General features: G+C 61.0%; 17 protein-coding genes and 2 pseudogenes. 9 read left to right on the top strand and 10 right to left on the bottom strand.

The window, feature by feature from the left end:
• The first annotated feature begins 13 nt into the window (after positions 1-13).
• Positions 14-1,501 (top strand): FAD-dependent oxidoreductase, encoded by a 1,488-nt coding sequence (locus HMI58_RS11080; RefSeq protein ID WP_225668041.1) that lies wholly within the window; start codon positions 14-16, stop codon positions 1,499-1,501.
• Between the two features lie 157 nt (positions 1,502-1,658).
• Here the strand turns inward: HMI58_RS11080 and HMI58_RS11085 are convergent, their stop codons facing one another.
• Complete coding sequence (locus HMI58_RS11085) at positions 1,659-2,303, bottom strand: DUF3105 domain-containing protein (protein ID WP_171619774.1); 645 nt, start codon at positions 2,301-2,303, stop codon at positions 1,659-1,661.
• A gap of 54 nt (positions 2,304-2,357) precedes the next feature.
• Positions 2,358-2,993: a DUF305 domain-containing protein gene (locus HMI58_RS11090; protein ID WP_171619776.1), complete on the bottom strand. Its 636-nt coding sequence runs from the start codon at positions 2,991-2,993 to the stop codon at positions 2,358-2,360.
• Positions 2,994-3,572: 579 nt separating this feature from the next.
• Here HMI58_RS11090 and HMI58_RS11095 point away from each other — a divergent pair.
• On the top strand, positions 3,573-4,106 hold the full coding sequence (locus HMI58_RS11095) for a hypothetical protein (RefSeq protein WP_171619778.1): 534 nt from the start codon (positions 3,573-3,575) through the stop codon (positions 4,104-4,106).
• A gap of 121 nt (positions 4,107-4,227) precedes the next feature.
• Here HMI58_RS11095 and HMI58_RS11100 read toward each other — a convergent pair whose 3' ends face one another.
• Positions 4,228-4,812 carry a recombinase family protein gene (locus HMI58_RS11100; RefSeq protein WP_171619780.1) on the bottom strand — a complete coding sequence of 195 codons (585 nt, stop codon included), beginning with the start codon at positions 4,810-4,812 and terminating at the stop codon, positions 4,228-4,230.
• A 500-nt stretch (positions 4,813-5,312) separates the two neighbouring features.
• Here HMI58_RS11100 and HMI58_RS11105 point away from each other — a divergent pair, with 500 nt between their 5' ends.
• The gene (locus HMI58_RS11105; RefSeq protein WP_205208110.1) at positions 5,313-6,257 is read left to right on the top strand and encodes an oxygenase MpaB family protein; all 945 of its coding nucleotides are present in this window, start codon (positions 5,313-5,315) and stop codon (positions 6,255-6,257) included.
• A gap of 110 nt (positions 6,258-6,367) precedes the next feature.
• On the opposite strand, the gene HMI58_RS11110 is transcribed toward HMI58_RS11105, so the two are convergent.
• Positions 6,368-7,225 carry a hypothetical protein gene (locus tag HMI58_RS11110; protein ID WP_171619784.1) on the bottom strand — a complete coding sequence of 286 codons (858 nt, stop codon included), beginning with the start codon at positions 7,223-7,225 and terminating at the stop codon, positions 6,368-6,370.
• 260 nt (positions 7,226-7,485) lie between these two features.
• Complete coding sequence (locus tag HMI58_RS11115; RefSeq protein WP_171619786.1) at positions 7,486-7,914, bottom strand: hypothetical protein; 429 nt, start codon at positions 7,912-7,914, stop codon at positions 7,486-7,488.
• Between the two features lie 577 nt (positions 7,915-8,491).
• On the opposite strand from HMI58_RS11115, the gene mobF reads away from it, so the two are divergent.
• The 5 genes and pseudogenes from mobF (at position 8,492) to HMI58_RS11135 (ending at position 17,942) form a co-directional block, all read left to right on the top strand.
• On the top strand, positions 8,492-13,267 hold the full coding sequence (mobF, locus tag HMI58_RS11120) for a MobF family relaxase (RefSeq protein WP_192476296.1): 4,776 nt from the start codon (positions 8,492-8,494) through the stop codon (positions 13,265-13,267).
• Positions 13,268-13,618: 351 nt separating this feature from the next.
• A complete protein-coding gene (locus HMI58_RS11125) occupies positions 13,619-15,547 on the top strand; it encodes an AAA family ATPase (RefSeq protein WP_171619790.1) in 1,929 nt (642 codons plus the stop codon).
• Between the two features lie 452 nt (positions 15,548-15,999).
• Positions 16,000-16,068 (top strand): annotated as a pseudogene (locus HMI58_RS14710) (hypothetical protein); the annotation flags it as partial.
• Positions 16,069-16,098: 30 nt separating this feature from the next.
• A pseudogene (locus HMI58_RS11130) lies at positions 16,099-16,927 on the top strand (hypothetical protein); the annotation flags it as partial.
• Between the two features lie 346 nt (positions 16,928-17,273).
• Complete coding sequence (locus HMI58_RS11135) at positions 17,274-17,942, top strand: FkbM family methyltransferase (protein ID WP_171619792.1); 669 nt, start codon at positions 17,274-17,276, stop codon at positions 17,940-17,942.
• A 50-nt stretch (positions 17,943-17,992) separates the two neighbouring features.
• Here HMI58_RS11135 and gnd read toward each other — a convergent pair whose 3' ends face one another.
• From gnd to HMI58_RS11155, 5 genes are all read right to left on the bottom strand, one after another.
• Positions 17,993-18,889: a phosphogluconate dehydrogenase (NAD(+)-dependent, decarboxylating) gene (gene gnd, locus HMI58_RS11140; protein ID WP_171619794.1), complete on the bottom strand. Its 897-nt coding sequence runs from the start codon at positions 18,887-18,889 to the stop codon at positions 17,993-17,995.
• 65 nt (positions 18,890-18,954) lie between these two features.
• Positions 18,955-19,419, bottom strand: a complete 465-nt coding sequence (locus tag HMI58_RS14860) for a hypothetical protein (protein WP_263971917.1) — start codon at positions 19,417-19,419, stop codon at positions 18,955-18,957.
• A 44-nt stretch (positions 19,420-19,463) separates the two neighbouring features.
• The gene (locus HMI58_RS14865; protein WP_263971916.1) at positions 19,464-19,739 is read right to left on the bottom strand and encodes an SGNH/GDSL hydrolase family protein; all 276 of its coding nucleotides are present in this window, start codon (positions 19,737-19,739) and stop codon (positions 19,464-19,466) included.
• A gap of 292 nt (positions 19,740-20,031) precedes the next feature.
• A complete protein-coding gene (locus tag HMI58_RS11150; RefSeq protein WP_171619865.1) occupies positions 20,032-21,219 on the bottom strand; it encodes a potassium/proton antiporter in 1,188 nt (395 codons plus the stop codon).
• Positions 21,220-21,354: 135 nt separating this feature from the next.
• On the bottom strand, positions 21,355-21,636 hold the full coding sequence (locus HMI58_RS11155) for a hypothetical protein (protein ID WP_171619796.1): 282 nt from the start codon (positions 21,634-21,636) through the stop codon (positions 21,355-21,357).
• 224 nt (positions 21,637-21,860) lie between these two features.
• On the opposite strand from HMI58_RS11155, the gene rapZ reads away from it, so the two are divergent.
• Positions 21,861-22,712 carry an RNase adapter RapZ gene (rapZ, locus tag HMI58_RS11160; RefSeq protein ID WP_240153766.1) on the top strand — a complete coding sequence of 284 codons (852 nt, stop codon included), beginning with the start codon at positions 21,861-21,863 and terminating at the stop codon, positions 22,710-22,712.
• Position 22,713 lies beyond the last annotated feature (1 nt).

Below are 22,713 nucleotides of genomic sequence, written 5' to 3' on the forward strand. Positions count from 1 at the left end.
TTGGCTTACCAGATTGGATACTTTCCTCGGGCGCGTCACGATGTACCGGCTGGTTCTGCTTTTGCTCCTGGTTCTCGCGGCCTATGCGTTTGTCCTGTCTGGACTGGGGCTCTTGGCCTTCAGCCCGAAAGAGTTGGGTGCCACGCTGGCGGCTGCCGTTGTCACCTCGTGGGGCGGCACCAGAGTGATGGCGATGATCGTCCGGACGCGTCCCCACACTGAGTCATCACTCATTACGGGGTTGCTGCTCTTCTTCGTGATGTTTCCCTCCGATGCCGCCGCTGGTGTTGGTGGAATTGCGGCGGCGGGACTGATCGCGGCTGCCTCGAAGTACCTGGTTGCCTTTCGTGGCCGACACATCTTCAATCCCGCAGCTTTCGGCGCCGCAGCGGTGACGCTGCTAGGACTAGGAGCCGCAGCGTGGTGGGCAGCCAATCCCGCGATGTTGCCAGTCGTGCTGTTGTGCACAATCGTGATTCTGTACCGAACCCGGAAGCTCACCATGGGCGTCGTGTTCCTTGTACTGGCCGTCGGAATCCTCGTGATGCGCCTAGCCGCCGGCGGCACGGATCCCGCCAGCGCACTGCAGCTGGTCCTCGTGTCCTACCCGGTGCTCTTCCTGCTAGGGTTCATGCTGACCGAGCCCCTCACGCTGCCGCCCAGGCGTTGGCAGCAAATACTGGTCGCCGCCCTCGTAGCCATAGTTCTGTCCCTGCAAATCAGTATCGGACCGGTATTCATCGGGCCGGAGTACGCACTCCTCATCGGGAGTGCTGTCGCCTTCACTATGGGCCAGCGGCGCCGTATCCGTCTTCGTTATGCAGAATCACGGCAGCTGACTCCTACCAGCGTTGAGGTTTCCTTTGCACCAGCGAAGCCTGTGCGGTTCAAGCCCGGACAGTACATGGAGCTCACGCTGCCGCACGCCCGACCGGACCGGCGCGGAGTCCGTCGCATTTTCAGTATCAGTTCTTCACCCGGGGACGGCTCGGTCCGTTTCGGCCTTCGCCTTTCAGATCCCCCAAGTTCCTTCAAATCGGCGCTGTTGAACCTGCGTCCCGGCGCATCCGTAAATGCCACCATGGTTGCCGGCGACTTCGTGCTGCCCGCGAACCCCGCGGTGCCGCTCATGTTACTCGCCGGCGGAATCGGAGTGACGCCCTTCCTCAGCCAATTGCGGTCTATGGAAGGGACGGATCAAGGCCGCGACATCGTTCTCCTCTACGTTGTCAGCACACCGACCGAGCTCGGCTATGTCGACGAGCTATCGCGATCGCGAGTAATTCTGTTCTGTCCAGGCAACCCCGGACCGCTTCCGGAAGGCTGGATCCATGGAGGCACAGGCTTTCCCACAGCCAAGGATCTGCGCTCGCTCATACCCGACGTGGACCGGCGGCACGCGTACATTTCTGGGTCACCGACAACCCTGGCCCATGCCAAACTCGTGATCCGCGAAGCCGGCGGAAAATCGATCCGGACCGACGCCTTCCTCGGCTACTAGGTCAGAGAAGTCGTTGGTGAGCTAGAAAGCATCCCCAGTCTTGTCTTGGGATGCACTGTATGAAGAATGCGCAGGGTCTCCATTGGCTGACCTGAAAGCGATTTTTCCAGCCGGACGGAGAACCTCTTTGTTTAATGAGGTGGTCAGGGCAATACAACTAGGCTGCGGGAGTGATTCCGCCGGTACAGGCGGCGCCCGGCTCGCGACTCTGCTCACCCTGAATGTACCGTTCGAGGAACACTGGGAGACGGCTGTCATCGACTGAATCCACGCCGAGCTGAATGCTCCAGGCACTCACCATGACGGGGGTTTCCTGCTCCGCGTTAGGGCTTAACAATACGTAGCCGCTGGAGCCCACCAGATCGGTCAGGGTGTCAACCTCCGCCTGGGGAAGGTCGGGCTGGTAGGTAATCCAGACCGCACCGTGCTCCATTGAATGCACGGTGTTCTCGTTGGGAATCTCAGAGGTATAGACGCCACAGTTGGTCCAGATGGCATTGTGATCCCCACCAACGGGTGGGGACTGTTCGTACTCGACCGGCCCTTCGATGTGATTGAAGGTGAGGTCTTCATATTCCTCGATACCTTCGATCGGCTGGCTAGCGAGAGCTTCAATTCGCTGATTTTCCTGCACCTGACCCACAATCACGATGGTCACGGAAACGACAATGGCGACAACAACTGCACCGATACTGCCGAGGATCAACGTGGTGCGCCGGCGATCACTAGCCCGTTGCTTTGACTGAATGGCTTTCAATCGCGTCTGGCGGTCGGCATTGTCCTGGGCTCGCTTCTTGTTCAACACGTGAATCCTTTTTCAGTAAGTGTGATCAAAATAAATGTACCGTCGGTGGCGCTACAGCTCATCCAGCAGGTCTTGCATGGCGGTTATTTCAGCCACCTGGGACGCCACCATTTTCTCGGCGGCAACCCTGACCCGCGGCTCCTGGACCAGTTCCGCTCCCGCTTGGGCCATGTCCGCGCCCGCCGTGTGGTGAGCGATCATCAGGGTCAAATACAGGCGCTCCGCTTCGGCGCCTGAAGCGTCCGATAGCTCGGCGATCTGCTCAGGGGTAGCCATCCCGGGCATCAACCCGTTGTCTCCCAGCATTCCGCCTTCATTGCCATGGTCCATGCCCCCCGCCATCCATGCCATAGTGGGTTCACCGGAGCTCTGCGGCAATCCCCATTCTTCGAGCCAGGCATACATCTGGCCGATCTGATGCTGCTGGGTCATTGCGACATCATAGGCAATGGTCCGGACTACCTCATTGTCGGTGCGGTCACGTATCAAGCGGGACATTTCCACCGCCTGTGCGTGGTGGACCTGCATATCGCGGGCGAACCCAGCGTCCGCGCTATTAGCCGCCGGGTATTGCGGGCCAGTGCCCACCCGACCAGCCACGAACGCCAAGGCAAGAATGCAGACCACCAGAGCTCCGGCCAGGACAATGAGCAGGCGCTTCTGCCGTGTCTCCAAGTGCAGCGTCATCTACCTTGTCCTCACTCGTTGTCATTTCATCTTTTCAACGTGCTGCACCACAGCCAAGGTTCCACACCTGCCGCATGAGATACCCCCTAGGGTCCTTAACTTGGATGGGCAGAATGTTGATTGTTCCTATAATTCTACGCTGTGTAGAAGTAACAAGTGGTTCCTCGGTCGTTACTAAAAAGGCGCAGTCAACACCCACTACTGTGAGGTTGGGAAGAACCGCAAATGGGTGCTAGGCCACGGGTGGGGCGGTTCTCCTTCTTTATCAGAACAAGAAGCTTAACTGGAGACCGAAGACCGGGGTAGCGGGATCCTCCATTACTGGGAGTGATGTTTGGCCGGGTTGATCCCTCTTGTATGGGGCCTACTCTGAGGACTCACGTGACGGTTTTTGACCCATTTGCGGCAGGACTGTCGCTGACCTAAAACGATGGATTCAGAGACGCCGACAAGTGAGACACGACGTGCTGTGACTGTTAGCTCCGATTGGCGGCTTTTTCACAGCTTGGTTTGGCGGTTTGACGTGCGTTTGAGGATCTTTGACTGACTCGGGCCGGAGAGCGAAGGTAGGGTGCAGCTATGAGCGTCCCAACTGAACAAACCCATCTCCTTGACCCGGATCCCAGCGTGGTGGCTGACTTGATCGAAAAGGTAGTGGGCCAGCCGTGGCCGGAACATAAGGATCAGTTCAACGCATATTTCAAAAGGATTGGCTGTACCCCGGGACAGGCTCTGAAGCACGAGGAAGATTTGCCCGAATCGATGTCGGGTGTTCTGTTCATGCCGGTTGCAGGCATGGAAAGCGGATCGTGGTGTGCGCTCGATGGCAAGCTCTTCAGTCTGAACTTCATGTTCTATCCCGGGATGCTTGAAGAGCGAGCAGCATCAGATGTGGGCGGACGTCTTGTCTATGAGCGTCTCAACAGTGCGTACGGAGTAACCGACCGAATTCCCCAGGGTGATGGTAATTGGTCTGCCGCATGGACGGTGCGCGAGACGTCAATTGACTTACACGCTCACGTCAATCAGGCGCCAATGATGCAGCTTGGTCTGAGCCACAGCGCGCTAACTGCGATTCATGACAAGCAGTACATCGATCGACGCGGATACTAGCCAAGATCCGCTCGAAAGAATCTGGCTGACGCGCCGAACGCGATTGATAGCGAGCTGCACTATCAGGCTGGCTGTGAGTCGCAACGCTGAGTGGCACCGTTTCGCAGCGTTGTGGCGTGTTCTACTTCGCGTTTAGCTCCCGTGATCGGCGGTAGAAGGTTGCGCGGGACATGCCGAGGTCGCGGGCGACCTGCGCTGCCGGCTCGCCATTGTCGACGAGTCTGAGAGCGTTTCGGATTTTGCTGTCACTGATCATGCGTGGCCTTCCTCCTAGATCCTTGCCGGCTTCCCGCCGCTTCATGATCGAGTCGATAATCCGCTCTCGCTTGATGTCGTGTTCCATCTGCGCTAACGCCGCCATGATCGTGAACAACATTGAACCGATCGGGGTGGACGTATCGACGTCGCCGCCTCCGAGGTTTAACACCCGAAGACCGGCTCCCCGACTGTGGAGCTCCTGGGCGAAGTCAAGCATGTTCTGGGTTGACCGTCCCAGCCTGTCCAAGGTCGTGACCACGAGAGTGTCCTTGGCCTCCAGTGCAGCGAGTGCCCGATCAAACTGGGGTCTCATCGCTCGTGCACCGGATACCCCTTGGTCAACGTACAGGTCATCACGCCGTACCCCGGCGGCTATTAGGTCTGCCTCCTGCCGATCTGTCGACTGAGGCCGAGTTGAGACTCGTGCGTATCCAATCATCTTCGCCACATCACTCCAGGTGTCTCGTATCTAAGAGTTCCTACAATGATCCGAGCATACGGTTTCGAGGCATAGATATGAGAACCGTGAACCACGGAGAATCCGGTAACGTCGACCGGACAGAGGGTCGTGCGAAGAGACGCCTCGTATCCCTAGGGATAGGAAACAGGTGATCGTATTGCAGATGAGGAGCTATATTGCGGACATTCAAAACGGGTGAGGTAACCGGTCCGCCCACAACCGCACAGCCTCAGAGCCCTGGCTGAACCAGCAGCGCCCGGTGATCGACCGGCTTGCGGCGGTCGATGGGGCGTCCTATATAGTCTGGATCCCTGGAACGAGCCGATCATCCGGCCCCTTCTCACCGGCCTCGACCCCGAAGCGCCAACGCTCTTCTGACAATGCGAGGGCACCGCAGCCGTCACCATGTCAGGGCCGTGTTCTACGCTGTGTAGTGGAGTCCTGTTCTTGGGTGTCCGTCGTACCCGACCTACCGTCGTTGGAGCATCATGTCTGTGAGCTCGATCCCGCGCCCTGCCGAGTTGGCTGACCGCGTCCGCAGCGCTTTTCGTGCCCGGGTCTCCGGTGACCCCACCGGGGCACCAGACTGGGTGCGCGACATTGCCCTGGTCGGGGAGGGACCAGGCTTGTTCGAACCAGACGGCGTTGTCTGGCAGGTCCACGGTGGCCTTTCCACTTTGGTCGGCGGTGTCGCGGCTCTCCTCGGACAGGGCGCGCACCCGCTGGCGATGGCCGGGGTTGCGCGGCACTCCTCCTATCGCAGTGACCCCTGGGCGCGCCTCGCCGGGACAGCGCGCTGGCTCACCATCACGACCTTCGGCTCCGAGGAACTCGCCGAGCGGGACTCGGCACGGGTCCGCGGCATGCACGGGCGGGTTCGCGGCACCACCGACGACGGCCGCGCCTACTCTGCGTCCGACCCTGCCCTGCTCCGTTGGGTGCACCTGGCCTTCACTGATGCCTTCCTTGGGGCCCACGAGGCCGTCGGCCACGACCTTGCCCCGCGATTCGGTCGCAACTGGGCCGACACGTACGTCGCCGACTGGTCCCGCAGCGCCCAGGCGCTCGGAGCTGAGGACCTCCCGGTCAACCGCCAGGAGCTAGCCGAGGCCCTGCGCGCGCTGGAACCCGACCTCGAACCAGTCCCCGCCGAGCTCTTGACCTTCCTCTCCGCACCGGACGGGCTGAACCGGGTCGAGCGGATTTTCTACAGCGGCCTTGCAAGCGCCGGAGCGCTGGTCATCTCCCCGTCCGTGGCTCCCCGCGCAGGGGTGCCCGGTCGCGGCGATCGCTCGCTCGCTAACCGCCTCCGGTTGCAGCGCACCCGCTTGCAGTTGCGGACCTTCCAATTGGCCCTCGGACCGCACAGCCCCTCCGTGGATGCGGCGCGCTACCGGCTCGGCCTCGCCGGCCCTCCCGATTGGCTCGACTGAGTCTCGGCCGCGCCGGCGCTCAGCCGGGCGGCCCTCTTCAAGCACGGATGGGACGTGCCGATCATCCGGCCGCTGCTTACCGGCATCGACCCCGAAACGCCAACCCTCTTCTAGTCGGTCAGATCAGTACCTATCGGTAGGGCTTTCCGGATTTGACGCTCGGCTTCGATGGCTTTCCGGGGTTCTTCGAAAGCGTCAATGGCAAGGCGATGGACGAACATGCCAGGCATCCACTCGACATACTCGCTCACATCACGCGAACCGTCGTCGTCCTCAAGTGCACCCTGAACGTCGATGTAGAAGACCATGTACTGCCGGATCTCGCCGGTAGTCACAGTGACCGGTTCTGTATAAGCGCTTTCGGGGATCTTAAAGAGGCCCGCTTTTTGGCATTCTTCGAGGAAGCGAAACGTGGTCCTGGTGACGATGATGACGGCGGCAATCATGACGGCCGCCGCCTCGAAGCGCTCTTGAAGGGTAGTGCCCTCAGCGGCTTGTCTCGCCTCGGTTCCTGCATGGATGAGGTCTCCGTAAAGCCATCCCTGAAAGAGCACGCTGTCAGGCATGGGAGGTTTTCTCTCCCCTTGGACGGTGTAGGAACTGAAAACGGTCCTGCTGGTGCGGGCCCAAAGCACCTTGCATCGCTTAATCTTTTCGCGCAGCTCCGGATCAGGGTGGTGTCGGGCGAAGTAGCCGAGTGCGTTGAGAACCTTGCTGTAGTGGATGGAATCTCCTTGGAGGAAGAGGGGCCGAACGCGAGCGGCGGCTGACTCAAGCTGCTCTTCCTCGGGTAGCTGAGTGATATTTATCGGCGGGTGCCCGCCGCCGATAATGACCTCGAAGCCTCCGGTGTGAAGAAGGTCTAGGTGTTTCCAGGAGCTGAGACTATGGGCGGCGACACGCCGAGCACGGATTACGAACTGGGTGAGTACGCCCAGATGTTTTGCAGCTGTGTCCTCCGGTTTCATGCGTCAAGCATGCCACCGACAACGACAGGGGGACTGTAGGTAGCCGCTTGTTCTGGATGATTCTCGACCGGCTTTCCAACCTCTGAACGGTCCTGCGCTTCGCTCCGGCCTGATGAGGCCCGGGAGAGGGGAAGGCGGTCAGCTCGCCGCTTCTGCGGGAACCTCGAGCTGTGGTCGCCGGCGACGAACCGCCGTCCTCGCACTCAAGTTCACCCTTGCGCTGGTGCTGCGCACCAGGTCCCCTCACTTCGTGTTCCCCGCTACGCGGCATTCGTCTCGACGGCAACCTGCTCCGCGACGTCATCCGCTGTTCCTGCCAGCGTCGGCTCGGTTCGCGCCTCCCCGGATGGAGAGCTGACACCGGCACCATCCAGGGCCCGTTTCATCTCGGCGGTACTGAGCCCGAGCCGGGCCGCCACCGCCGCGCGGCTTTCGCCTGTATTAAGCATCTGCTGAACCTTCGCGCCGGCTTCCTTCGCGGCCGCTTCGGCGTCCTGTTCGGCTTTCGTCAGGATCGCGTCGGCACGCTCACGCGCTTCAGCGCGGATATGCTCTGCCTGTTGCTCCTGCTCAAAGAACTCCGCCGCCAGATCGATCAACCGTTCGTGCCGCTCGGTCAGCTCCTGGGCTTTCGCCCTCGCCTTTTCCCGTGCTGCAACCTGCTGCGCTGACTTCCTCGGTGCTGCCATGATGACTCGTCCCCTTCACTCATCCTGTGTTCAAAACCTGTACCTGGTACTGCCCCGGCCGCGACTTGCGAACCGGCGCACTTTCCCTGCCTAACCTAACGGTTAGCGATCGCCCACCACGGGCTAATCCGGACCGATCACCGACCGTGCCCGACGCCACCACCGGCACCCATAAGTTGACCGGGAACTGCCGATGCGGACCTCGCTGACGCTCGGGCTGGACCTAACGGACGTTGACCACACGTGGACAGCTCCGAGATAACATAACGTCTCTCCGCTGCCCACCCGGTGGATAACGTCCGTTAGCGGTTCCACACAATCGAATGGGCGGTGGATAACGAAAATCGTGTTACCCACCGCCCATTCTCGTGCGCACAACCGCATCGAGATTCGATGGACCAATTGTACTGGGTTCCACAGCGCTTCATCTGGTTTTCCTCCTGCTACGTCATCGACAGATTTTGCTCCCTTCCACCCACATGATTGGTCACACCTCTTGCATCTCGATAAATGAGGTCAGCCCTGCCCGGCGTGCCGCCTCAAGTGGGGTGGGGGAGTGGGTGAGGATGGTGGAGTGATGACCGTCCATAAGCTCAGTGCCGGGGACGGCTACGCCTACTACACCTCCGAGGTCGCCAGTGCCGACGAGCTGCGAGCCGGGGGCCGCGAGCTGGGGGACTACTACACCGTCGAGGGAATGCCTCCGGGCCAGTGGGTTGGACACTCCGAGCAACTGTTGGGGGTGACCGGTGAGGTCACTGAAGCGCAGATGAAAGCCCTGTTTGGTGAAGGCCTTCACCCCGAGGCGGCGAGTATCCTCGCCGCCGGCGGCAGCGCGAACGACGTGAAGCTGGGCCAGAAGTACCACCAGTACGGTGCCGCGGACACGACGATGACGCGCCGGATCGACGAGGAAGTGGCCCGCTTCCGGCGCACCAGTGGACCCGCGTGGAGCGGCCCGGAGAACGCCGACAAGGCGCCGCCAATAGAGGCCATGCACGAGATCCGCTCCCGTATTGGTGGAGAGTTGTTCCGTGACTCCCACGGTCGGAACGCCCGCAGCAACGAAGAACTGGCCCGGTACGTGACCACGCAAACCACCCCGTCGAAGCAGACCGTCGCCGGGTATGACCTTGTGTTCTCGCCCGCCAAATCGGTGTCCCTGCTGTGGGCGCTCGGCGGCGACGAAGCACGCAAAGCAGTCGAGGCTGCGCACAATGAAGCAATCAAAGAGACGATCACCTTCCTCGAGAACAACGCCACCTATACGCGCCGCGGGAAGAACGGTGTCCGCCAGATCGACGTCGACGGCGGCCTGGTCGCTACCCAGTTCCGGCACTACGATTCCCGCGCCGGGGATCCGCAGCTGCATGACCACGTCGTCATCGCGAACAAGGTCATGGGCGTCGACGGGAAGTGGTCCTCCCTTGATGGGCGCACCCTCTACAAGATGGGCGTCGCCGCGTCCGAGACGTACAACGCGAAGGTCATCGAGAAGGTCTGCGCGTCCCTGGGCGTCAGCACCGTCGCCCGATCCACTGGTAGTGGAGAGCCCGTTTACGAGGTCGCCGGCATCGACCTCGAGAGCATCCACCGAGCCTCCTCGAGACGCACAAACATCGCCGGGGCGATCAACCGGCTCGAAACCGAGTTCACTTCACGGCACGGCTACGCGCCCAGCGATAAGCAAAAGATCGCCCTGGCGCAGCAGGCCACACTGGAGACCCGACCAGAGAAAAAGAGCGCCCGCCGGCTCTCCGAGCTGGTCGACGAATGGCAGAAGGATTACAGCTCCGAAATGGGGATGCCGGTCGGACCGACTCTCCTCGAGCACGTCCGCAGCGCCGGGCTCGGCGCTTCCGCCGGCCCCAGTATCGCCGACCTCAACGTGCACGAGCACGCCCGTCAGATCGTCCACGAGCTGTCAGCCAAGCGTGCTTCATGGGGCCGGAACTATGTCATCGCCCAGACCCGCCGACACCTCAAAGAAGCCTTCCCCGGGCAGAGCATTACCGACGAGACCGTGGAGAAGGTCACCCGCTCCGTCACCGGCACACACAGCCTCCAAGTCACACCGGAAGCCATCACCCCAAGCCTGCGCGAGTTCCAGCGGACCGACGGAACGAGTCAGTTCCAGCAGGCAGATAGCGCCCTGTTCACCTCCCACGAGGTGCTGAACGCCGAGCACAGGATCCTCGCCGCTGGACAGAAGACCGTCATCCCGGCCGTGTCCATGGAACGCTTCGACGCAGTCCTGGCGAAGCACACCGAAGCTGCGGCCAAGGCCGGCGGACCAGCCCTGTCTCAAGGACAGATCGACCTGGCGCGCGCGTTCGCCACCGACGAGAAGCTGCTGACCCTTGGCATCGGACCGGCAGGAACGGGTAAGACCACGAGCCTGTCCCTGGCCGCCGACACCGTCCGCGACACCGGCGGACGGGTCATCGGACTCGCCCCCACCGCCGCCGCGGCCGCAGTCATGAGCGGGGACCTCGGAACCGAAGCAACGACCATCGACGCGTTCCTGGCCACCCACCGCAACCAACAACAGAACCAGCAGGACAACGGCGCGGGCGCACGTTCGAGCTCCATCAACCCGTCCTTCATCCTCGGCGCCGGAGATGTGATCATCGTCGACGAGGCCGGCATGGTCACCACCCCGAAGCTCGCCGAGGTCGTCGCCGTCGCGGCCCGCAACGGTGCAGTCATCAGGGCCATCGGAGATGACCGGCAGCTCGGCGCCATCGGCTCCGGCGGGGCGCTGCGCCTGCTCAACAACGAGGTCGGAGCGGTCCGCCTCGAGGAAGTCCACCGCTTCCGCACGGAAGGTGAGTCGGAGGCGTCCCTGGCGCTGCGCGAACCTCCCGCAGCCGGTGTAGATACTCCGTTCCACTGGTACCTCGAGAACAAGCGTGTCACCGCCGGCACCACCGAAGCCATGACCCAGGACGCACTCGCCGCGTGGATGGCCGACACCCAAGCCGGCAAGACCTCGCTGCTGATCGCCACCGACAACGCCACCGTCACCGACCTCAACGCCCGCGCCCAGGCTGCCCGCATCGCCACCGGCGACCTCACCGACGGCATCGGCCCGATTACCGAGACAACACCGTCCGTCGTGCTCCGCGACGGATTGCGCGCCTATGCCGGCGACACCGCCGTCACCCGCAAGAACGACCGCACCCTGCAGGTCAACCAGGGCAAGGACTTCGTCAAGAACAACGACGTCTGGACCATCGAAAAGGTCACCGCAGACCCCGCCACCGATGCAGCTGCAGGACAGGAACGGCAGCGCATCACCCTCCGGCACGCAGGCCACCGGGGACGGATCACCGTCGACGCCGACTACCTCCACGAGCACGGCCAGCTTGGCTACGCCGCGACCGTGCACCGCGCCCAGGGCGCGACCGTGGACACCGCGCACGCAATCCTCGACGAGCGGACCGACCGCGCCGGCGCCTACGTCGCCGCCACCCGAGGACGCGAGACGAACCGCCTCTACGTCGCCCTCGGCGACGACAACGACCAGGCCGTGACCCGCGACAGCGTCCTGTCCACCATCACCGCCAATTACGACCGCACACTGTCAGCGCACGAAGCAGTACGGATCGAGGCCGTCCGCACCGGCGACGTCGCGACCCTCGCCGGCGTCTACAACGAGGTCGAGAAAGCCGCGTGGGAAGCCAAGACCAGGACCATCGCCGCTTCAGTTCTGGGGCCGCGGACCGCCGTGCAGTTCACCTCGCACGAAGCATGGGGAGCAGTGACAACGCACCTGCGTACAGCCGAATCTCAGGGCCTCGACCCCGCCTCACTCCTGGCCCAAGCCGCAGGCGTCACCCGTGACAGCACCGGGCGCGGGCAGCATGCCGACACCGGGCACCTGCCCGGGTTCGACGGAGCACAGGACCCGGCAGCCGTCCTCGCCTACCGCCTCGAGCAGCGCATCGACGCCGCCCACAGGCTCCTCGCCAACGCCGACCAGCGTCCCCTCGGCGCCGTGTCCGATGAGCACCTGACCCGCCTCGCACAGCAGGCTACGCAGCACGCAGCAGGAACCGGACTGCCGCGCCGCTCGCCCGGAGAGATGCCGATGGACACGCAGTGGGCGGCACGTCCCTTCGCACTCATGCGGACCGACAAGCTTGCTGATGCACGCACCGATGCCCTGCAGAAGGTGCAGGCAATCGACCCGAACCAGCCCGTCGACGCCTCGACGAGGAAGGCACAGTGGACTGTGCAGGCGATGACGGTCGAGCTGGAACGCCGGCAGGATCTTTCCCCGACGCAGGCCACCATCGAGCGCACCGCACGCGGGGAGGAGCCGCGCACCGCGCATCAGGTCACCATCGGCGACGCCATCAGGAACGAGCAGCAACTCCGCTCCGTCGCACTGCCACAGGCCAGCACGGCGAGCAATGCAAGCATGCGGCCAGCGGCCACCCCGTCGGTCAGCGATGACCTCGCGCCGTCCGTGCTCGTGCGCGACGAGCTGGTGCCCTCGTCCTATCGGACGGAGCTTGACCGGCTCCGGGCGCACCTCGGGCAGAGGGTCATGATCCGTGGTGCGCAACTAGCGGAAGAGAAGCCCGCGTGGACGAACGCGCTCGGGCCCGTCCCCGGGAAGGACGCGAAGGCAGCCGAGTGGCACCGCATCGCGGCCGAGACCGAGGCATACCGGAACCGGTACAACATCGGCACCCATGAGGCTGCGTTGATTCCCAAGCAGTACCGGGATGATCCGACCGCGCAGCGCCTCATCGAACGCGCCACCGCCCTACACAAGCACAGCGAGCTCACTACCGTTGCACCGCGGACGGCCACGCAGATCCAGCAGGGGACGGACGAGGCCGCGATTACTGACCGCATGACGACCGACCAGGCAGCAGCCCGCCGCGTCATCGACCGGATGCGAGCAGAACGCGCCGCGGCCAGCGACACCCTGCCGGCGCCGCAGCAGCGCGAGGCACGCATCGTGGACGCTTTACAGGCCGAATCAGCTCCGCAGCAGGGCGACGATATGTCGGCCGCGGTCGCCCGTGTGCTCACCAGGCACCGCGCACAGGCGGCGGCCGCTGCAGATACGGCAAAGCCGCAGACGCCCAAGGTCGACGGTAATTCCGCCCGCGGCCCACAGGACCAGAACACGAAGCAGCCCCACGTGAATGAGACTAAGGATGCCACCCATTCCACCAACCGCAACTCAGGGTGGGGAAAGAAAGCCGAGGAAGCCGTTCAGCGGAAAAAAGCCGCCTCTGAGAAGCCCACAACGAAGTCTGCGCAAAAAGAAGCGGCATCCGCCGCCCGTAAGGCCGCGGAAGCCGCAGATCGAAGTAGAGGTAGATCGCTGTAGCTTCCGCAGCTCCACCTCGGCGCTTTGGAAGGACCAGTCAGAGCCTTTTCGGTGATCGGCGCGCCGCTAAAGTGCTTTTTTGCCTTCGATTAGCTTCGCGTTGGCACTCCTAATTCGACCACCTGGAGGCCAGAGGCGGGCGTCGACCACACCACGAGCAGTGAGCGCACGACGACGCTGCTCTCGGTAGCCTAAATGTTAACACCGTGTCGGATCCACTGCGATGCTGTTGAGCAAAGGCAGGATGATCGGAAGCCCAGTAAAGGACGGAACCATGATTGATCCGCAAGCAAGCCAGCGACGTCTACCTCAGGGTAGTTCCCAGCCCCCGTTCTCTTCGGCGGTCAACTGATGCGCTGCTCGCGCATTGAATTTGAGGGGTACCGGCGGCTGGCTAGCGCGTCGACGAACATCGATGGTGACATCACAGCCTTTGTTGGTTTCAACGAGGCGGGCAAGACCACCCTCCTGTCGGGACTCGCCTGGTTCAGCGCGGGCGGTGCCTTACGCGTGACGGACAAGAACCGAACTCGTCCACCGCAGGGCGATACCTCAGAAGTTGTGCGTATCTTCTTTGAACTGAGTAAGGAGGACAAGCAGGCGATTATTGACATTCCATGTGAGACGCCGCCAACTTCGTTTTCTCTGGCTCGGAAAGTCAACGATGAGCGCTCTTACACGCTGAGACCGTGGCCGCAACGTCCTAGGAGGCCGTTTACATTGGCGCTTGCTCGCCTGGAAACGGCCATGGCTTCCCTGCCGATCAAACCCGACACGGACCTCGAACTGAAGGACGACGAAGAAGATGATGGCCCCTTTGAGTGGGCATCCACGCTTGCGTCGGCTTTGAAAGACCCCGATCGTGGTTGGGACAGTGCGGACTTAACGGCCTTGGCAGAGCTCCGTGATTGGCTACTTGTTGTCCCTGACCGACGCAAGACGCCTCGTGACGCCAAACTCGTAGCGTTGCTTGAGGCGGCCGGAAACCTTGCGAGGCGCGTCCACCCGACAGACGAGATTTGGGAGGTGCTGCGTCTCCGGATGCCTCAGTTCGTTCTTTTCAAGGATGAGCACCGAACCATTGAGTCGACCTATGAACTGACCGCACCGCAGCGAGCGATACCGCCTGCGGTCAACTCATTGCTGCACATCGCTGGTGTCGACCTCGACGTCCTATGGACGCACATACAGAACGGTGACAGCACTAACCGCGCGACGCTCCTGGAGCGTGGGAACGAGCGACTGCAGAACCTGTTTTCGCAGGCGTGGAATCAGTCGGGGATCACTGTCCGACTCAACGTCGACGGCACACTGTTGGAGATTATGGTCCGCGAACTTTACGAAGGCGGAGACGTAACGAACATCGGCGAACGCAGCGACGGGCTACGAACCTTCGTTGCTCTTGTCGCGTTCTTGGCCGCCGGTGAGTTTTCGGTACCGCCCATCCTTCTCATCGACGAGGCGGAGACGCACCTGCACTACGACGCTCAAGCCGACCTAGTCGGAGTGCTCCTGAAGAACATCAACGCCACACAGGTCTTCTACACCACGCACTCGCCAGGTTGTCTCCCGAGCGATTTAGGAACGGGCATCCGTGTCGTCGTTCGCGACCCGGAGCACGCAAACGCAAGCGTCATCAGGAACAACTTTTGGGAGGGGGAGGGCCCAGGGTTCTCTCCGCTCCTCTTCGCCATGGGCGCAAGCGCCGCTGCATTCTCAATGTGCCGCCAGGCGGTTCTGGCCGAGGGAGCGTCGGACATGGTGCTCCTTCCCACCCTCATTCGTAAGGCGACCGGCCTCTCCGACCTCGACTATCAGATAGCCCAGGGGTTGGCCAACGCGCATGGATCCGGCATCAGAGTTGAAGAAGTCGCAGCTAAGGTTGTCTACCTCGTCGACGGAGACCAAGGCGGAACGGACCATGTAGATCTACTCGTGGCTGCCGGTGTCGACCGGAAGCGAACCTGCTCGCTTCCTGAAGGCCACGCCGTGGAAGACCTCATCGAGCCCACCGCCTATCTCAAGGTCGTCAACGGATTCCTAGACATCATGGGTCAGAAGCAGAGATTCGGCGTCGACGACCTCGTACAGGGTGAACCGATCGCTAAGACGTTCCAAGATTGGGCGAGGAAGAACCGAGTTGGGACGCCCAGCAAGGTGGAAGTCGCTTACGCACTGCTGCGGCACGACTCGTTACGCCTCACCGCCAAGGGAAAGCAATCACTCGTTTCGCTGCACCACAAGTTTACGAAGGCATTCGAGGCAAAGCCGTCGACATGAAGTCGCACGGTCTAGGGGCTAGGAACGCTGCGCGACGTCGGCGTCCCTGTTATTTGGCACGATGACCGCCGCGGAACAGCGCGCTCGGCCTACCTTTGTTGGACTCACTGCAGTGTTCGACCAAATCTCCGTAGGAGATGCAATGTAGGAGGCCACTTAGGCCCTTTTAAACCCTTGAATTGGCACACCGTTTGGGTTTACTCTTGGTCAACTTAAGTTGGCACAGGTTCAACTATCGGTCCTGCTACTAAGTAGTTGCAGGGTACCAAGGATGGATAGGGGAGGCTGTTCCTTTATGAGGAGCCCGACACCAAGGGCGACCAGGATGACAGCCAGATAGCCCAGCCTCCGACGTCGCACTGCCTGATGAACACGGCTCGACGCTGCAGGCGCTAAAAGATCGAGTACGTAGTGCCCGCCACACGGCCCAGCGGACCGTCAATACGCAGCTGATCGAGCTGTACTTGGGCATTGGTCGAGACGTCCTCGCGCGCCAGGAGCAGGACGGATGGGGGAGGAAGGTCATCGCGCGCCTGGCATACGACCTTCGAGGTGAGCTCGGCGAAATTCTCTCCCAGCACACCACTAACCCGATGCAGCGTGACCGGGCTGTGGTGTTCGATGTGTCCTCCATTGACGAAACAGAAACAGATCTCCAAGCCGCTGTGCTGCTGGCGTGCTGGTCCTACCGCTTCGGTACGGTCAACGTCGCTAACGCTCTCGCAGACGCTGGGCTGGAGCCGCGCCGTCACTACTTTGTGGTCTTGGATGAGCTGTGGCGGGCATTACGGGCCGGTAAAGGCATGGTGGACCGTGTGGACGCGCTCACCCGGTTGAACCGTTCTGTCGGTGTCGGACAGGTGATGATCTCCCACACCATGAGTGACCTACTCGCCCTGCCAGCGGAACAAGATCGGATGAAGGCACAAGGGTTTGTGGAACGTTCGGGCATGGTCATCTGTGGTGGCCTTCCGGCCTCGGAAATGGCGTTGCTGACCAAAGCGATTCCGCTCTCCCGGCAGGAACAGCAAAAACTCGTGTCCTGGCAAGACCCACCCCGCCCGGGACTCACACGGCATCGACGTCGAACCCCCTGGGCGGGAAAAGTTCCTCATCAAGGTAGGCGGACGTCCCGGCATCCCGGTCCACATTGGACTAACCAAAACTGAGGCCCTGCTCAACGACACGAATAAGCGCTGGCATGACGCCCCGGAGGGCGAATCCCTCATGGCTGAACCACCAGTAGCCCCACCAACGTCAGGAGATCCGGCATGTGGCCACCGAACCGTAGGGGTACGCACCATGGGGAACGCCCGGATGACGATAGCTCTGCTGAGTTATCGTCATCCGCCACTAAACGCCACCGCGCCCTCGACATGATTCTCGACACGGTTCAATGTGGTCTTTTCGACGAAACATTACTCTTACGTTAGAGTAGTTATGAGATTTTAGAGGTACTCGATTCGTGCAGCAGAGGATGACGTGCCCAGACGGAGGAAGGTTTACCCGTTCGGGGTACTAGTAGCTCCATTCCTCGCGTGACGATGGACCTCTCATGGTCACAAAGCCTTGTACTTCAGCTGAGGTGCACTACGTCTGGAGATTTTTCGATCTCCTTCACGAGACCTACAGATGAGGAACCTTAATGGCCGTCGCCCCCGCTCTTGTTAATTTGCCCCGAAAGGGTCCTCTGCAGAGAGTTGTCCGAGCCCTCGCTCGGTTGCATTTGGTCGAGCCGGAGTTGGCGGGGCTCGCATCAATTGTGTATCCGGGGGATCAGGTGATTGATGTGGGGGCCGCACACGGCATGTATACCTATCCGCTGGCTCGGTTGGTCGGGCGCTCGGGCCGCGTCGTGGCCTTCGAACCTCAGCCCAGGCAGCGGCGGGCATTAGAGGTGTTTTCGAATTTTTTTCGGCTGCATCAGGTAAAGGTCGATGACGCCGCTCTTGGCGCCCGCGGAGGTGAGTCAATTTTGGTACTTCCAAAATTTCTCAGAGTACCCATCTATGGACACGCCCATCTCGAAGCGACCCATCCTCGCAAATCAGGTCCCTGGGGCTACCGGGCAGTTTCGGTTCGTACCATTGATAGCTTCTGCGACCAGCAGGGCCTAGAGGACTTGGCGTTCATAAAGGTTGACGTCGAAGGGTTCGAACTCGACGTCGTCAAGGGTGCGCAAACCATGATCGAACGTTGCCGCCCTTCAATGCTCATCGAGATCGAAGACCGACACACCGCCCGTTATGGGCATACGGGCGCAGAGGTCGTGGCGCATATCCTCAACACCTGGCCGGAATACCGGCTGTACCGGTGGGCGAAAGATGCTTGGATCGCCACCGACGCCGTACACCCTGCAACACGCAACTATCTTTTTACTGTAAAAGTAGTGTGACACTGCCTGGGAAGTCCGTCTTCATAGTGAGCGTGGAGAACGCCGGTAGCTCACTTGGTTTTCGGTTGGGCGGGTTTCACGGCATGACCGCCGAACTGGTTGCGCAGCGCCGCGACCATCCTCATGGCGGGCGCGTCCTCTTGACGGGACGCGAACCGAGCGAATAGGGCGGCGGTGATGGCTGGTGCCGGCACCGAATTGGCGATGGCTTCCTCGACGGTCCAGCGGCCTTCGCCCGAGTCCTCTACATAACCTGCGATCTGCGACAGGCCTGGGTCCTCCTGACGTGCTTTAACGAGGAGGTCAAGGAGCCACGACCGCACCACAGTACCCTTCTGCCACGCCGCGAAAGTCCCCTGCACGTCCTTGACAATGTCTTTGGCTTCCAACAGTTCGTAGCCCTCGGCGTAGGACTGCATCAACCCGTACTCGATGCCGTTGTGGACCATCTTCGCGTAATGGCCTGCGCCGACATCGCCGACGTGGATGAAACTTTCGGCACGGTCTCCGTCTGGACGGAGCGCGTCGAAGATTGGCATTGCGAGATCGACGTCCTCTTGGGCGCCTCCCGTCATGAGCCCGTAGCCGTTCTCTAGGCCCCAGACCCCTCCGGATACGCCGCAATCAAGGAATCTGATGCCCCTCTGCGCGAGAAGCGTGGCATGGAGCTGATCATCGGTGTACTTTGAATTGCCGCCGTCGATCACTAGGTCGCCTGGGGCGAGAGCCTCGGATAAGTCCTTGATAACGGCACCGGTGATCTGCCCCGCGGGAACCATCACCCAAACAACCCGCGGGGTTGGCAGTGCCGCGACGAGCTCTTCTAGGGTGGAAACGTCAGTGCGGTCGGGATTACGGTCGAAGCCGGTCACTTCGATACTTCTTTGCCGCAACCGTTCGCGCATGTTGAATCCCATTTTTCCGAGTCCTACGAGGCCGATGTGCATGAAGTTCTCCTGATTTCTGCGGATGGTTTATGCCCTTATTGCTGCGCTACGTTGACAGTGCTTCATCACGTTGACGAGACCGGTGGTGCCCCTGAGCTGGACTCCCACACTTGACCTTGGGAGAGTGGAGTCAGCGCGGGTCTCTTGGCTTCGCGGTCGGTGCCGGATGATTTTCCTTGTACCCGACGCAACGCCCATGGAAGAAGATGCTGGCGTGCCCAGAGAAGGTCTTCCCGGAATCCCAGCGGCGTGGATGCTTGGCCGAAATCCATACCGGAACGGGCGGACGCATCAATGATCTTTAGTTTCGTGAGGACAACCGAGGCGATGAACTCGTGCCCGGCCGACGAGAAATGAAGACGGTCCGAGGACCACATGTGATATTCCCGCAAAGAGTGCTCAGCCCATAAATCGATCAACACGGCGCCTTGAGCGTCCGCAACCGATCTCAGGTTCTCGTTATAGATCGCTACTTTCCCCCTGAGCCTGCCTGGCGCCAGACGCGCCCCGATATCTGGCCCTGCGAACATCAACACCTTGGCACCAGAGGATCTGAGATCCCGAACCGCAACGTCTACCTGGACCGCCAGAAGGTCGGGTCCGAACCCGGTCTGATGATGTCGTTGCCCCCGGCGCAGAAGCTGACCAGATCCGGGGTCATCGCCAAGGCCAGCTCAAGCTGTTCATCCATGATCTCGCGCAGCGTCTTACCTCTCACCGCAAGATTGGCGTAGGCGAAATCAGGATCCAAGGTGGCGAGGACCTCCGCCACGCGATCCGACCACCCACGAAAGGATCCCGTCAAGTTGGGGTCAGCGTCGCCAACTCCCTCAGTGAAGGAATCTCCCATAGCCACGAACCGAACCGGAACGAAATCTTCCCCTTGTTGGCCTTGTTCTGATGCCGATTCTTTTGACAATTCGCTCCGTTCTTATCCGGCCCTGGCGCTCACTGTTTTATGAAGATGAGCTTCGCATCCGGTTCAGTCCTAGTTTCGAGGTTTCACCAGTAACTCTACTCTTACGTAATGGGAAGTTTCGAGTTTTCTGTATTGGATTCCGCTGCATAGCTGTCATGTACGTCCGCAGACGGGGTAGCCAGGGTACTCGGGGTTGAAGCCGGACCCGGTACACGCGGCGGGTCTACGGTTCGGGGCTTCGCCCGAGGCCGAGAATTTTGACCAGTCTGGGGAGGACGGGGGCTTGCACAAGGGTGAAAATTACGACCAGCACGAAGACGATGTCGAAGATCTTCTGTGGTTCGGATATCCCTGCACTGATGGGGATGGTAGCTAAGACGATGGGGACCGCCCCCCTGAGTCCGGCCCAGGACAAAAAGGCCTTCTCCTGCCAAGGCAGACCGAATCCGATACTGGCGATCACAATGGACAGTGGTCGTGCGACCAGCAGAAGCACTGATCCCACGACCAAGGCCGGAAGCAGCGCATCCGTAAGACGTGCGGGGCTCGCCAATAGGCCCAAGAGGACGAAGAGAGCGATCTGGGCGAGCCAGGCAAGGCTCTCGGCAAAGCCCCGGGTGGACCGGGCGTGCGGCAGGTTGGCGTTACCGAGCTTCAGAGCGGCTACGTAGACCGCAGCGAAGGACGATAGGCCTGCTAGCCCGGCTACACCGAATGACAGGAGCGCGATGAAGACCACTGCGATCGGGTAGAGGCCTGCGGCCGGAATGGTTGTGCGCCTGATCGCCGCCTTCCCAAACCAGGCGATAAGAAATCCGAGGATCCCACCTGCCACCAATTGAAAGACGGCTTCGGCAGCCGCGAGCCACCCATTGGTTGTGGCCCAAGAATCGGAAACTAAGAGGGAGACCACAATAACGACGGGAGCATCGTTGAGCCCCGATTCAGCTTCCAGGATGGCTTTGGGTCGGGCTCTGAGTGGAAGGCGTCGCATGACAGAGAACACCGCGGCCGCATCTGTGGAAGAGACGACCGTGCCGAGGAGCAGAGCTGTCCGGACGTCGACGCCCAATACCCAGTAGGTCAGAAGAGCGGTCACCCCCACACTGATAACAACCCCCAGAGTGGACAATGCCAGTGCCACGCCGAGAACAGGTTTGATTACCGTCCATCGAGTGGTCAGACCTCCCTCTGTGAGCACGATGGCCAAGAGGCCGAACCCGAGAACCTGCGTGAGTTCAGCGTCGTCGAACCGTAAACCAAAGCCTGCCTCTCCGACGATTAGCCCGAGGGCAATATAGATGAGCAAAGCCGGCAGACCGGCTCGGCGAGAAACTCCCACTGCGGCTACGGCTATCAGCACCAGCAGACTGACCCCTACAAGGGTGAGGTTGAAAAGATCCAGAGTTATGGGGTTCTCCTACGAGGCGAGGAACAGATCAGCCGGACATATCTACTCTTACGTTATAGTAGGTTTAAATTCGTCGGTGTTTCCATTTGTCCGTAATCCCGCTGTGAAGGTAAGGAGCACGTCATGTCTGTTTGCTCAGTAGTAGGTTGTGTTGATCCCGCTGATGACCTGCAGTACGCGGGGGAGCCCGTGAACCGAGATTTGCCAATTTGTACTGCTCATGGGCAGAAGCTGGCCAATGGTGACCAGTGGTATGCCCTTCGAGCGGGAGCTGACAATGATCATCCTGCCGTGTATACGGGTATCGATGTCCCGCCCCGGGTCCTTGCGGTGAGCGCTGCTCGTTGCGCAGGGAGTGAACCGGGCATACTCCTGCGCCTGACGCTCGGCGGTGAGCATGAAACCAAGGACCTGCACGTGTTGGTGCCCTGGGAGGAAGTCGGTGTCGTCACGTCCGTCCTCAAAGAGCCATGAGGCCGTTTCGCCGTGTCCATCGCAGGCGTCCTTCCCAGCATGGGATCTCGGACCCCGAGTATCTGGCAGTCAAGAGTGAGCTAGCTGAAGTAGGAACTCGCCCTTCCGCTGAAGGCGCAGGTGAAAAAAGTGAGAATCAGGACGTCGATTCGGCGTCCGCTTCACAGTTGCTGATTATTATGGGCCTATCAGGAGCAGGACGCAGCAGTGCAGCGAATGCTTTGGAGGATCAGGGCTGGTATGTCCTGACAAATTTGCCGCCCCTGCTTTTGAGGTCTTTCACCGACCTCATGGCCCACCCTCAGGCGCAGTGGGGGCGCTTAGCTGTTGTACTCGACGTCCGCGACAGAACCGCACTAACTGATCTGCAGTCCCATCTGCGATCTCTGAGCGCCTCCGGCATCGACTATCACTTGCTGTTTCTGGAGGCATCGAGCGAAGAGCTTGAGCGGCGTTTCGTGAAAGAAGCCCGACCCCACCCAGTACTTCCCGAGGCCAGCCTGCAGAAATCGATTGCTGCTGACCGTCAGTTGTTGGCCAGTGTCAGGGAAGCCTCGGATTTGGTCATCGACACCACCTCGTTTAACGTTCACACGCTGTCCACCAGCGTTGCAGAGCTGTTCTCCGCAACGGGCGTCATAGTTGTCCGTATCAACGTAGTGAGTTTCGGTTTCAAATATGGCCTGCCTGTCGATGCCGACCACGTCGTTGACGTGCGGTTCCTGCCCAATCCGCATTGGGTAGAGGCGTTGCGACCGCTTGATGGTCGGGACGAGGCTGTGAGCGATTATGTGCTTGCCGGTGACGGCGCCATCAACTTTCTCGACGGATACGCCAGGTCCCTGGAACCAGTCATCCAGGGGTACCGCCAGGAGAATAAGCATTACGCCACGATCGCGGTGGGATGCACCGGCGGGAAGCATCGCTCAGTTGCTATGGCCAGCGCTCTAAAGCGACGCCTCACCCTCGTTCCTGATGTGCGAATTTCCTTGCAGCACCGCGATCTGGGACGCGAGTAGA

Origin of the sequence: Arthrobacter sp. 147(2020) (assembly GCF_013116715.1) — a bacterium.
GTDB lineage: Bacteria > Actinomycetota > Actinomycetes > Actinomycetales > Micrococcaceae > Arthrobacter_D.

Excerpts from the sequence above, each read along its gene's own strand:
- HMI58_RS11090 (WP_171619776.1), bottom strand. The coding sequence starts at position 2,993 with ATGACGCTGCACTTGGAGACACGGCAGAAGCGCCTGCTCATTGTCCTG.
- HMI58_RS11095 (WP_171619778.1), top strand. The coding sequence starts at position 3,573 with ATGAGCGTCCCAACTGAACAAACCCATCTCCTTGACCCGGATCCCAGC.
- HMI58_RS11105 (WP_205208110.1), top strand. The coding sequence starts at position 5,313 with ATGTCTGTGAGCTCGATCCCGCGCCCTGCCGAGTTGGCTGACCGCGTC.
- HMI58_RS11110 (WP_171619784.1), bottom strand. The coding sequence starts at position 7,225 with ATGAAACCGGAGGACACAGCTGCAAAACATCTGGGCGTACTCACCCAG.
- HMI58_RS11115 (WP_171619786.1), bottom strand. The coding sequence starts at position 7,914 with ATGGCAGCACCGAGGAAGTCAGCGCAGCAGGTTGCAGCACGGGAAAAG.
- mobF (WP_192476296.1), top strand. The coding sequence starts at position 8,492 with ATGACCGTCCATAAGCTCAGTGCCGGGGACGGCTACGCCTACTACACC.
- HMI58_RS11125 (WP_171619790.1), top strand. The coding sequence starts at position 13,619 with ATGCGCTGCTCGCGCATTGAATTTGAGGGGTACCGGCGGCTGGCTAGC.
- gnd (WP_171619794.1), bottom strand. The coding sequence starts at position 18,889 with ATGCACATCGGCCTCGTAGGACTCGGAAAAATGGGATTCAACATGCGC.
- HMI58_RS14860 (WP_263971917.1), bottom strand. The coding sequence starts at position 19,419 with ATGTTCGCAGGGCCAGATATCGGGGCGCGTCTGGCGCCAGGCAGGCTC.
- HMI58_RS14865 (WP_263971916.1), bottom strand. The coding sequence starts at position 19,739 with ATGGGAGATTCCTTCACTGAGGGAGTTGGCGACGCTGACCCCAACTTG.